8 protein-coding genes are annotated in these 12437 nt (G+C 72.8%); all 8 read left to right on the top strand.

What is annotated here, in order from left to right; all coding sequences use genetic code 11:
* The first annotated feature begins 45 nt into the window (after positions 1 to 45).
* The 8 genes from OG587_RS00890 to OG587_RS00855 all read left to right on the top strand — a co-directional run bounded on the left by OG587_RS00890 (position 46) and on the right by OG587_RS00855 (position 12337).
* Positions 46 to 2715, top strand: a complete 2670-nt coding sequence (locus tag OG587_RS00890) for a TcpE family conjugal transfer membrane protein (protein ID WP_329085882.1) — start codon at positions 46 to 48, stop codon at positions 2713 to 2715.
* A gap of 23 nt (positions 2716 to 2738) precedes the next feature.
* Positions 2739 to 3041, top strand: a complete 303-nt coding sequence (locus OG587_RS00885; RefSeq protein WP_329085881.1) for a hypothetical protein — start codon at positions 2739 to 2741, stop codon at positions 3039 to 3041.
* Positions 3038 to 5530: an ATP-binding protein gene (locus tag OG587_RS00880; RefSeq protein WP_329085880.1), complete on the top strand. Its 2493-nt coding sequence runs from the start codon at positions 3038 to 3040 to the stop codon at positions 5528 to 5530. Before OG587_RS00885 ends, OG587_RS00880 begins: the two co-directional genes overlap by 4 nt.
* Positions 5527 to 8010 (top strand): type IV secretion system protein, encoded by a 2484-nt coding sequence (locus tag OG587_RS00875; protein WP_329085879.1) that lies wholly within the window; start codon positions 5527 to 5529, stop codon positions 8008 to 8010. The genes OG587_RS00880 and OG587_RS00875 overlap by 4 nt, the downstream gene beginning before the upstream one ends.
* 2 nt (positions 8011 to 8012) lie before the next feature.
* Positions 8013 to 8699 (top strand): hypothetical protein, encoded by a 687-nt coding sequence (locus OG587_RS00870; RefSeq protein ID WP_329085877.1) that lies wholly within the window; start codon positions 8013 to 8015, stop codon positions 8697 to 8699.
* 154 nt (positions 8700 to 8853) lie between these two features.
* Positions 8854 to 9951: a C40 family peptidase gene (locus OG587_RS00865; protein ID WP_329085875.1), complete on the top strand. Its 1098-nt coding sequence runs from the start codon at positions 8854 to 8856 to the stop codon at positions 9949 to 9951.
* Between the two features lie 14 nt (positions 9952 to 9965).
* The gene (locus tag OG587_RS00860) at positions 9966 to 10379 is read left to right on the top strand and encodes a (deoxy)nucleoside triphosphate pyrophosphohydrolase (RefSeq protein WP_329085873.1); all 414 of its coding nucleotides are present in this window, start codon (positions 9966 to 9968) and stop codon (positions 10377 to 10379) included.
* Positions 10380 to 10486: 107 nt separating this feature from the next.
* Positions 10487 to 12337 carry a hypothetical protein gene (locus OG587_RS00855; RefSeq protein ID WP_329085871.1) on the top strand — a complete coding sequence of 617 codons (1851 nt, stop codon included), beginning with the start codon at positions 10487 to 10489 and terminating at the stop codon, positions 12335 to 12337.
* Positions 12338 to 12437: the final 100 nt, after the last annotated feature.

Genomic DNA, 12437 nt, shown 5'->3' with positions numbered 1-12437 from the left:
CCGGGTTCGAACGGTCAAACAAGGAGAGGCGGAGAGGAGGATCACGTGGATCTGCCCACGTACACCAATATCTGGAGGATTGAGAAGCGGCTCTACAAGCTGTACGACCTACGGCTGCCGATGCCGCTCCCGATTGTCTGGATCGGTGGGTTCGTGGGAGTGCTGGCCCCGTGGTCGCTGCTGCTCTACCTGCTCGGTCTGCCCTTCGCCGCCCCCTGGCACGTGCTCTACCTGGTGCCGCCCGGTATCGTCACCTGGCTCTCCACCCGGCCGGTGATCGAGAGCAAGAGGCTCACCGAGCTGCTCCAGTCGCAGGTGCGCTACGTGGGAGAGCCGCGCACCTGGTGCCGGATGGCCCCCCTCTCCGAGCCCGCCGAGGTCACGCTGAACGGCCGGGTCTGGCGGGCCGCGCCGCAGGCGGCCGTCCGGGTCAAGGCGTCGCGCAGGGCCAGGCACGCCCAGGCCAGGCGAGCCGCCGTCCGCTCGCGCGAGGTGCGTCCCGCCGTGGCCGCCGCGGCGGCGGCCGCCGCGACCGCTCCGGTGGCCCGCGAGCGCGTCGCCTGGGCCGAGGTCCACGCCCCTCGTCAGGGCGCCGCCCCGGCCCTCGGCCAGACCCCGGCAGTCGAGACCTCTCGGGCCGTCGAAGCACCCCGGGCCGTTGAGACGTCTCGGGCCGTCGAGGCCCCCTGGGCCGTCGAGACGCCCCCGGTCACCGTTCCCGCCGTTCTTCCTGTGCCTTCCGTGCCCCTGGCGCCCCCCGCGCCGCTGCCCGTCGTGACCCCGGTGGCCGAGCCTGTCGCGTTCGCCGAGGCGGCCGGATCCGCCGGGTCCGCGCCGGGTACGCCGGTCCTGGGCTCGGCCTCGCGACCGCCCGCCGACCGTTCTCCCGGATCCCCCGGGCGGTCCGAGGTCCAGGCCGATCGCGCTCCGGCGACCGGATCCGCCGTTACGGAGAACGCGGACGATTCGAGGGACGAGGCCCCGGCGGCGTCCGGCGCGACCGCGGCTCCGCCCGCTCCCATCGGCACCGAGGCGCTGCGGCGCCTGCGCAGGCTCGCGGCCTCCGCCGAGGCCCAGCGCGCCGCCACGGCCCCGGCCGTACCGGACGCGCCTCCCGCACCGGTCGCGCCCCCGGAGGTGATCGCGCCCGCCGCGTCTGCCGAGACCGTCGCCCCCACCTCGAAGTCTCCCGGCCGGCAGCGGCCCGAGGCCCCGGCCGTGCCGACGCCCTCGGCCCCCGAGGCGCCGCGGGTGGAGACACCCGCCCCGGCCCGTGCGGTGCCCGACTCCGCCCAGAAGGGGCCGGCGGTCGTGCCCGACCCCGCCCAGAAGAGGTCGGCCGTCGTGCCCGACCCCGCCCAGAGGCCCTCCGTCCCGGCTGTTCCCTCCTTCGTGCCGAGGTTCGTCGGACCGGCGCCGATCGGGCACCGCGCCGCGGAGGCGGCCGAGCTCCCGCAGGACAGACAGGACAGACAGGACAGACAGGACAGACAGGACAGACAGGACAGGCAGGACAGGCAGGACGGACCGGACGAGGAGAGCGCGCGGCGCCAGCACCGCAAGGGGCAGCCCGCACCGATCGGGCGGCCGGTCGACAGGTCGCAGGCGTGGCCGCCGGAGAGGCCCGCGGGCGCGCAGGGCGGTCCCGGCGGCCCGGCGGGTACCGGCGTCCAGGGAGGCGGCATGTCGATCCGCGCGGTCCCGTCGGGATCGGCCACGGCGGATCCGGTCACCCCGGCGGTGCCGGTGGGTGGTTCCTCGCGCGGCGAGGCCGAGACCAGGGTCCGCCGGGTGGAGTCGGTGGTCGGCCGCGATTCCTCGGGCGGCTGGCGGCGGCTGGCCCAGGTGGTGATCGGACCCGGCGGCGGTGGCCGTACGGACGGCTCGGAGATCGACGAGGCGCGGGCCAGGGCGGTGTTCAGCGGCAGCCGCCGTGTGGTGGTCCTGGGATGCACCGGCGGCGCCGGGCAGACCACGACCGCGCTCATGCTCGGCCACACCCTCGCCCGCTACCGGGAGGACCGGATTCTCGCGGTCGACGCCAGCACCGGCTCCCACGCCCTGTCCAGCCGGATCCAGGGAGAGTCGCCCGAGACCCTGACCTCGCTGCTCTCGGGACTCGACAACGTCCAGGGATATCTCGGCATGCGCGCCTACACCAGCCGCTGCGCCTCGGGGCTGGAGGTCCTCGCCGGAGACAGCGACGCCGGTGCCGAGCAGCGCCTGTCCGACCGCACGCTCTTCTCCGACCGGCGGCTCGGCCAGACGATGGACATGCTCGACCGGCACTACAAGATGATCGTCATGGACCCGGCGGCGGCTCTGGCCGCGAGGGTCCTCCCCTACGCCGACCAGCTCGTTCTCGTCGTCCCGGCCAGCGAGGACGGGCCGGACGCGGTGGCCATGACCTACGAGTGGCTCGACGGGCACGGCTGCGCCGACCTGCGCCACCGGGCGGTCATGGTGGTCAACGGGGTGAGCCGCCGCAGCATGGCCGACGTGGAGCAGGCGGAGGCGGTCGCGCGGGGCAGGTGCCGGGCGATCGTCCGGGTTCCCTGGGAGGACGCGCTGGCCCCCGGCAGGGCCGATCGGGTGGAACCGTCCCATCTGAGGGCATCGGGCCGCCGGGCGTACCTCGCCCTGGCCGGTGTCGTCGTGGCGGGCTTCGGAACGGTTCAGGCGGGTCGACCCAGCGAGGAGGAGTTAGCCCAGTGATCCCCCGGGCGCGAGGAGACGTGGTGAGCGGGCGAGACGAGGTGCAGGTGGTGATCGGGCAGGCCGGGGTCCGGGCGAGCGGGTCGCACCGGGCGCGGGTGAACGGGTCGTACGAGGTTCGGGTGAGCGGGCTGGACAGTAGCGGGCTGGACCGGGTCGGTGCGGTCCGTCCTGGGCGGGTTCGCGAGGGCGGGCCGGGCGAGGTTCGAGTGAGCGGGTGTCGTGGGATCCGGGCCGGCGAGGGGTCCGGAGGCCGCGCGAACGGGGCCGTGCGAGCGGTGGCCGGGGTGTCGACGGCCCCGGACCCGGGAGGGGAGGGGCCGTGAGCCGCGCCTCCCGGGCGCGCAGCCGCCTGGCCGTCCGATACTTCGACGATCGGATCCTGCTGACCGACTCGTCGGTCTGGGCCTACTTCAGGCTTCCCACCGTGAGCTACGAGTTCATCACCCCCGAGGAGCGGGAGGCGCTGGCCACCAACATCACGATCGCGCTGGCCGCCATCCGCATGCCCGACGCCGAGGTCCACCTGCGGGTGGCGCACCGCACCTACCCCGCCGCCGAGTGGGCGATGGCGCTGAACGCCACCTCCGACGAGGGGCCGGGCTGGCGCGACTACCTGGAGGACATGTACCGCCACGTCTGGGCCAAGGACTTCTGGACCAAGGAGGTCTACCTCGGCGTGCGGCTCGGCACGCGCGGGCGGCAGCTGGGCACCGGGGTCCTCTCGCAGCTCTTCGGCTTCTACCAGCGCAGCGAGAAGGCCCTGGGCATCGAGGACGACCACGTCCCCAAGGCGGAGATCGCCAAGTGGTCCGAGCAGGCGGAGCGACTGGGCAGGGCGCTGTCGGCCAGCGCGCTGTACGCCAGGCACGCCACCTCCGTCGAGCTCGCCTGGCTGTTCCAGCACGCCACGACCGGGTCCCTCGGCGACCCTCCGGCCTCGGCCAGCCCCAAGCGCCGGTGGGGGCAGGGGGAGATCGAGTCCCTCGTCGAGGGGCAGATCCACAACGGCAGGGCGCTGCTGAGGATCGAGCAGCCGCAGGGCGACTCCTACGTGGCGCACATGTCCTTCGCCCGCTTCCCCGACCTCATGCCCTTCCCCGACGGCGAGCCCTGGATGCACTTCGCCGACCAGCTGCCCTTCCCCGTGGAGATCAGTTCGAGGATGCGGCTGATCCCGCCCGTCAAGGCGAGCAAGGACGTGGCGCGCAAGCTCGCCCACGCCCGTGACATGGACATCCACATCCGCGAGGCGGGCGCGGAGGCGCCGCTGGCCCTGGCCGAGCAGATCGACGCGGCCAGGATGCTGGAGCACGGCATCACCAAGGAGCGCCTGCCGTTCGTGTACGGCTGGCACCGCCTGATCGTGTCGGCCCCGACCGAGGAGATCTGCGTGCAGCGGGTCGAGGCGGTCGTGGAGCACTACCGCGACATGGGCATCGACATCGTCAACTCCACCGGCGACCAGTTCTCGCTGTTCTGCGAGACGCTGCCGGGCGAACGGGTCCGGGTCAACGCCTACGCGCAGCGCCAGCCGCTGCGCACCATCGCGGGCGGCATGGCCACCGCCACCGTCGACCTGGGCGACCGGACGGACGAGAGCGGCTCGGGCTGGATGGGCCCGTACGTCGGGGAGACCCTGGGCCGGGCCCGCAGCATCGTGCACTTCGACCCGCTGGTGGCGGCGACGCGCAACCGGCCGACGGCCATCGCCATCACCGGCGAGCCCGGCGGCGGCAAGACCACGCTGGCGCTGCTGATGATCTACCAGATGGCGCTGCGCGGGGTGACGGTCGCGGTCATCGACCCCAAGGGCGACGCCGAGTCGCTGGTGCAGCTGCTGCAGAAGCGGGGCAGGAAGGCGCGGATCATCCCCCTCGGTTCGGCGGCTCCCGGCCTGCTGGACCCGTTCTCGTTCGGCGACGACCTGGCGGCCAAGAAGACGATGGCCACCGAGACCCTGCGTCTGCTGCTGCCTCGCATGTCGGAGGAACGCGAGTCGGCGATGATCCAGGCGGTCGCCGCGGTGTCCAACGCCGAGGACCCGTCGCTGGGCAAGGTCGTCGACTTCCTGGAGCAGACCGAGGACGCCGCCTCCAAGAACCTGGGCGCGGTGCTCCGCTCCATGTCGGACATGCATCTGGCCAGGCTCTGCTTCGACCCCTCGGGCGGCGACCAGATCGACACCGAGGGCTGGACCACGGTCTTCACCCTGGGCGGCCTGACGCTGCCCGACGCCTCCACCGGCCGCGACGACTACTCGTACGAGCAGAGGCTGTCGGTGGCGCTGCTCTACCTCGTCGCGCAGTTCGCGCGAGGTCTGATGAACGGCCTGGACCGGCGGACGCCCAAGGCGATCTTCCTGGACGAGGCGTGGGCGATCACCTCCACCCCCGAGGGGGCCAAACTGGTGCCCGAGGTCAGCCGGATGGGCCGCTCCCGCAACACGGCGCTGGTCCTGGTCTCGCAGAACGCCGGAGACCTGCTGAGCGAGCAGGTGACGAACTGCCTGTCGTCGGTCTTCGCGTTCCGCTCCACGGAACGGGTCGAGGTGGAGCACGTGATGGCGCTGCTCGGGGTCGAACCCTCCGAGGAGCACAAGGCGGTGCTGCGTTCGCTCGGCAACGGCGAATGCGTCTTCCGGGATCTGGACGGTCGCGCGGGCCGTATAGGGGTGGACCTGATCTCGGATGAGCTGCTGCGCTGGCTGGACACGAATCCGACCCACGACAAACCCGACGAGAAAGTGCATGATCTTCCTGGGGGCGACAGAGTCGGTAGGCCGGGGGCTGCGGCGCTGGAGGTGCGGTCATGAAGGTCTCCCGTAAGGGATTCGAGGGCTTTCGCGAGAGACGGTCCCGCAACGGGCCGAAGGGTTCTCGCGAGAGGGGTTCCCGCAGGGGACGGCTGGGCAGGCGGATCGCCATCGGGCTGGTGGTGCTGGCCGCCTTCCTCGCGCTGCCGCTCGCGTTCCCCGGCGACACGTCCACGGCAGTCGCCGCGGCTCCCTGCGACATGTCTCCCGACCTGTCCCCGGACATGGTCGCCGGAGGCGTGGACGGCCTGATCCAGCCGCCGCTTCCCGACCCCGCCCAGCCGGGCGCCCCTGCGGCGCAGCCCCCGGCGACGCAGGGCAACTACGCGACGTACGGCATGAGCGGCCAGTTCTGGCACACCCACATGCTCGGCTGCGACGACATCGCCGCGGTGATGGGCAACGCGATGGCCAACACGGTCTTCCTGTGGGCCAAGGCGCTGGACCGGCTGACCATCACGACCTACCAGGCGGCGGCCACCGAGGGGCCGCTGGAATCGATCAAGAACGTCGTCGACGACATGGTGGTCCGCCTGGCCGACGCCATGTACTGGCCGTACCTGCGGCCGCTGGTGATCCTCGGCGCCATCTGGCTGGCCTGGTACGGGCTGATCCGCAAGCGCGCCACCACCACCGCCGAGGGTGTCATCTGGATGGTCCTCGCGGTCACGGTGGCGGTCTGGTTCTTCAGCCGCCCCGGCGACCTCACGGGTCTGGGCAAGGTCGTCACCGACAAGACCGGCGAGGTGGTCAACTCCGCCTTCTCCGGGCTGCCCGGCGCGGGCGGCACCTCCTGCCTGCCCGCGAAGGGAGAGGCCAACCCGCAGGTCCAGGGCGGCGGGTACGGCCAGAGCGGCGTGCCGGGCGTCGAGCAGAACTCCGACGCGCTCTGGTCCACCCTGGTCTGCAAGCCGTGGCTGATGGGCCAGTTCGGCACGGCCGACGCCAACGCCCCCATCATCAAGGTGTTCGGCGCCAAGCTGCTGGAGATCCAGACGATCGACGCGGCCGAGATGAAGTCCGAGCAGATGCCGGAGGCGAACTCCCACCAGGCGAGATACGAGACGGAGGTCGCCGACAAGCTGCAGAACACGCCGGTCTTCCCCCTCTTCCAGGGCAAGGACTGGACGAGCCGCCTGGGGGTCGCGATCGGCGCCCTCATGGCCGCGGTGGTCGCGGGGCTGCTGATCTTCCTGGTGGCGGTCTCGCTGCTGGTGCTCAAGGTCGGGTTCCTGCTGCTGCTCATCCTCGCGCCGGTCTTCCTGCTGATCGGCGTCCATCCGGGATCCGGGCGGATCATCGCCATGCGCTGGGTGGAGATGCTGATAGGCACCCTGCTCAGACAGGCCGTGCTCGCCCTCGTCCTCGGCGTGCTCGTCTACGGCTACGCCCTGATCATCTCCACGGCGATGCCGTGGGGCATGCAGGTCATGTTCATGGCGATCCTGACGATCGCGGTGTTCTTCTACCGGCGGCCGTTCCAGCACCTGTTCTCGTCCATGGACGGGCACACGCTCACCACCCGGATGCTCGGCGACGCGGCGACCGCGCCGACCCTGCAGCGGGCGGCGTCCGCGCTGCCGCCGGTCGCGGCGGCCAGGGTGGGCCGGTGGGGCATGCGCAAGGCCGAGCCGATGCTGCAGGCGGCCGCGATGGCCGGCGGAGCCTCCGTCGGCGCGGCGGCGGCCGCGGTCGCCCAGGGCAGGGTCCGCGGCGAGGACGGCGGTGCCACGCCGGCCACACCGTCGGGCACCCGGGTCCCGACCGGCGCCCAACCGGCGCCGCTCGACACCGACTCCCAGGCGGCGGGGCGGCGCAAGGGCACCGGCAGGCCGGTCACCGCGGCCCGCCCCGGCGCGGCGCCGCCGCTCAACCTCTCCGGAGCCGGTACGGGAGGCGGCGCGCCCCCCACCCGGGCCGCAGGCTCCTCCGGGCGCGGCTCGGGCGGGTCGGGCGGTTCCGGCGGCTGGTTCGGCGGCCGTTCCGGCGGCTGGGCCCCGCAGGGAGGCTCGGGCGGCCGGTCCTCCTCGGGTGGCGGGTCCTCCTCGGCGGGCAGGTCGTCCGGTTCCCCGGCGGTCCGGCCCTCGGCACCCTCGCCGGGCAGGTCGTCCGGTTCCTCGGGTTCCTCCGGCTCCTCGGGCGGTGGCGGTCGTTCCGGCGGGAGCATCTTCGGCGGCGGTGGATCCTCCCGGGGCTCCTCGGGCTCCGGCTCCTCGCGAGGCGGCTCCGGCTCGGGATCGCGTAACGGCGGGTCCTCCCGCGGCTCCTCGGGTTCCGGCGGTTCCGGTGGTTCCGGTGGTTCCGGCGGGAGCATCTTCGGCGGCTCCTCCCGGAGCTCCGGTGGTTCGCGCAACCGTGACTCCGGAGGCAGGTCGTCCGAGGCGCCCCCGCTCTGGATCACCAGGCGGGCGGAGCGCGGCGGGGAGGCCGGTGAGCCGCCGCCGTTCTGGCTGCGCCCGTCCAACCGCGGCAAGGACTGACAATGATCGAGGGAGGCAGCCGGCGGGGAGCCGTCTTCGCGGTGCTGGTCGTGATACTCGCCGCCGTCGGCGTCTACCTGACCATGTGGCCGGACGCCGGAGAGGGACCGGAGACCCCGGCGGAGCCGGCGGGCGTCACCCGTACCGTGGCGTCCGGGCAGGAGCCGGCCGCGGAGCCGGCGCGCCCGGCGGCGACGGCCAGCAACGCGCCCTTCGACGTCTACTCCTACCTGCCGATGACCAAGCAGGAGCTGGCCGCCGCCGCCGACTACGCGCAGCGTTTCACCGCCGAGTACGGCACGTTCAGCTACGACGAGGACCCGGCGGTCTACGGCGACCGCCTCAAGGGGTACGTCACGGCGGAGTTCTCCGGGGCGCTGCTGCGGACCGTCACCTCGCCGGGCACCGTCGAGGCGAACAGGGCCGACGAGATCGTCTCGGTCGGGGCGGCGCGGGTGAAGGAGATCCGGCAGATCGACAGTGCCTCGGTGGTCTTCGTGGTCGTCGGCACCCAGAACGTCACGGCCAGGAGCGGGGTGAACGAGAGGACCGCGGAGTACGCCGTCACGCTCATCCAGGTCGGCGCCGAATGGCGGGTCCACGATCTCCAGCCCGCGGACTCCGGCCAGGAGGGGGACGACCAGCTCTCCGAGACCGGTGCGACCGGCGAGACCGGCGAGACCGGATGAGCGCCGAGATCACGTACGGACGAGAGCGAACGGGCGGGGCCCCGTACCGGTGTGCCGGGATCGCGTACGGCCGTGACGAGCCGGGCGGCGGGATCGCGTCCCGGCGGGACGGGATGGGCGCCGGGGCCCGGTACGGGACGGGCGGCGGGGGCGGATGAGGAACAACAAAAACCTCCGCCTCGCGCTGATCCTCGGGGTCGCCGCGCTCTGCCTGATCACGCTGATCATGGCGCCGATGATGATGATCAGCGGCTTCCCCACCTTCCCGTCGATCACCGGGGAGGCGCAGCCCGAGTGCGGGGACACCGCGCAGTCGGTGGAGGACCAGTCGGAGACCGCGACGTCCGACATCCCCGAGGAGTATCTGAAGCTGTACCGCGAGCACGGCCGGAAGGTCGGCGTGCAGTGGAACGTGCTCGCCGGGGTCGGCAAGCGCGAGACCAACCACGGCCGTTCCACGCTTCCCGGCGTGCGGAGCGGCACCAACTACGCGGGCGCCGCCGGGCCGATGCAGTTTCTCATCAGCACGTGGGGCGGCAAGGCCAAGATCAAGATCCCGTCCACGTTCAACGGCTACGCCTCCGACGGCGACGGAGACGGCTGGGCCGACGTGTACAACCCGGCGGACGCCATCCTAGGCGCGGCGAAGATGCTGAAGCGGAACGGCGCGCCGGAGGACGTGCGACGTTCGCTGTTCGTCTACAACCGTGCCTGGTGGTACGTCGACCAGGTCATGGAGATCGCCGGGAAGTACGCCAAGGACGGCGAGGTCACCGTCCCGCCCGAGGCGGACGACAGCTGCGACGAGCCCATGCTGGAGGCGGCGCCGACGAGCACGGTGGCCGCGATCCTCGAGTACGCGCTGGCCCAGCGCGGCAAGCCCTACATCTGGGGCGGTACGGGTCCGGCGGGCTACGACTGCTCGGGGATCATCTACATGGCCTACCGGAGCGTCGGCCTCACCATCCCGCGCACCACGTTCGGCCAGTGGCCGTTCGGCGTGGAGGTTTCCGAGGGGGAGGAGCAGGCGGGAGACCTCGTCTTCTTCAACTCCGGTCCAGGAACCGGCCCAGACCGTCCCGGGCACGTGGGAATGGTGGTCTCTCCGGGCAAGATGGTCGAGGCGAGATGCCGGCTGTGCGGGCCGATCAAGGTCACCACCTATCGGGAGCGCACCGGGATCGTGGGATTCACCCGGCCGCTGCAACACCCCCAGGTCCTCGCGCAACTCAAGTCGCGGGAGCAGGGCTGACAGAATCGGGAGCCATGGAAAAGGTCGTTGTGGGCGCCGCCATCGTCGACGGCGACGGGAGATTGCTCGCCGCTCAGCGTGCCGACCCTCCCGAGCTGGCCGGAGGGTGGGAACTGCCCGGGGGGAAGGTCGATCCCGGGGAGGACGAGCACGCGGCACTGGTCAGGGAGTGCCAGGAGGAGCTCGGCGTGCTGATCGAGGTGGGCGAGCGCGTCGGCGGAGACTGGGCGCTCGCCGGCGGCTACGTCCTCCGGGTCTGGCTCGCGGTGGTCGCCGAGGGCAAGCCCGAGGCGAGGGAGCATCTGGATCTGCGCTGGCTGACCGAGGACGAGCTCTACGACGTGGCGTGGCTCCCCGCGGACCTTCCAATCGTCCGGGCGGTACAAGGTCGTCTCAACGATGGGCAAGGTCGGTTCAATAAGGATTGATCCACTCCGCAGCGTGACATAACTGCTACTGGACGTGGCGATGTCGCGTGTCCGTACCCGGGGAACGGAGATATGCGGTGACCGTATGGTGGCGTGGTGCTGGGTTCGTGTCGGCGGTCGGAGCGGGGGTGCTCGTCCTTGGAGCCTCGGGGGTGTACGCCGTCCAGATGGACGAGCCGGCCCCGCTGCCCCTCGACCTGGCCGCCGTCGCCGACCCCGGCACATGGGCGCGGGGGAGCCGCGTCGACCAGGTGATCCGCTACCGCATCCGGCTGCGGGGACCGGGCACCGACGCGCGGCTGGCGGTCCTGACGACCCCCGCCGAGGCGCTCAGGGGCATCGAGTGCTCCGAGGAGACCAGGTCGTCGGCGCCTCTCCCCAAGGGGGTGGGGGTGTGCATGGTCGGCGCCCTGCCCGCCGAGGGCGGCACCGTCGACGTGCTGCTCGCCGTGCCGGATCGCCCGCAGGACATCACGGTGTCCGCCCTGGCCCGGATGAACGGCCCCGACGGCAAGCTGGTGAGGCAGCAGGCCCAGAGCACGATCAAGAGCTCGGACGCGGTGATGCGGGGCGGGGGTGTCGCCGGGGGACTGGATACGCTGGAGCACGCCCGCGCCGCGAGGGAGGCCAGGTCCGCCGAGACCCGCCCCGGAGCGGGGGCGCCAGGTGCCGCCAGCATGGTCCTCAGTGTTCCCCAGGCGGTCGAGGAGACCGGAGGGGTCCCTTTGGTCGCACCCGGTGTCTCGGAGGCGCAGAGGGCCGAGCAGCGCATGTCGGCGTTCCTTCTCGATCTCGCCGGGAAGTCGTTCGTCCTCCCGGCTCCGAAACCGGGCGAGGCGGGTGCGAACGGTGCCGCCGGGGTTCCGGCGGGTCCGGTCGCTCCCGGCCTTCCGCCGCAGGGAACGCGGCTTCCGGACGGCGCCGCGGCCCCGGGCGCCGAGCCGGAGGCCGGTACGGATGTGCCCGGCCAGGGACAGGCCGCCGTACCGCCGGCGGAGGTGCCCGCGGCCCCCACGCTTCAGGGACAGAACGGTAGGAATCACTCGGCCATGGGCTCCCAGACAGGTCGCAAGGCAGCCGGTCGGAAGGCGCACGGGCAACGGCACGCGGCCGGCCGGTCCGGTGCGCGCGGGCAGGGGGCGAACCGGCAGGCTCTCCGGCAGACGGGTCCCGGCCGGCCGGTGACCGGGCTGCCCGGGGTGCCGCAGCCGGTACCCGGCCAGCCGGGGCTCCAGCAGATGGGTCCCGTTCATCCCGGAATCGGGCAGAAGACGGCCGGTCGGCCCGGAGCGCGCCCGCCGGTGGTCGGGCCGATGGTTCCCGGCTATCCGGGGGGTGGCCAGTGGCCCGCCGCCGGGCAACCCGCCGTGCCCGGCCAGGGCATGGCCGGCAGGCCCGGTGCGGGGCTCCAGGGTGCGGGGCAGCCGATGCCCCAGGGCTACCCGGGAGGGCAGCCGATGCCCCAGGGTTATCCGGGGATGGCGGGACCGCCGGGAACGGCCGGGCAGCCCGGCGTGCCGCAGCAGGGTCCGGGCGGGCCGATGGGCGGCCCCATGGCTCCCGGCCACCCGGGAACGGTGCAGCAGCCGGGCGGGCCGCAGATGCCGGGCGCGCAGCCGGGCGGGCCGCAGGCGCCGGGGGGCATGACGCCGCCGATCTCGATGGGCATGGCGGGGGCGGGCCAGATGCCCGGTCTCGTGAACGGTCTCCAGCTGCCGCAGGCGGGTCCCCTCCCCGCCGCGCAGGTCCCCCTTCCGCAGGACCCGCGCCCGCAGGGAGCGCCACTCCCGCAGGACCTCGACGGCCCGAACGGCCAGGTCCGGCCGGTCGCCGAGTCAAGTCCGCTGACAGGGGTGACGGGTCTCCCCGCGGTGGGGGCGGCGGTGGGAGCGCTGCTCGGCCTCCTGTGGCTGCAGAGGAGGATCCAGCGCCGCCGCCGGTCGCGACACGTTTTGTAAAACGCGGTTTACTGTTACTTTTGCCCAACTAGTATTTCTTTGACGTGTTCATGGGTTGATTGCGCGGAGGGCACCGGTGACGCGAGCACGGCGCAGGGCA

It is taken from the genome of Streptosporangium sp. NBC_01469 (assembly GCF_036227305.1).
GTDB lineage: Bacteria > Actinomycetota > Actinomycetes > Streptosporangiales > Streptosporangiaceae > Streptosporangium.
The sequence above is the reverse complement of the archived record's forward strand: the minus strand, read 5'-3'. Positions and strand labels throughout refer to the sequence as shown.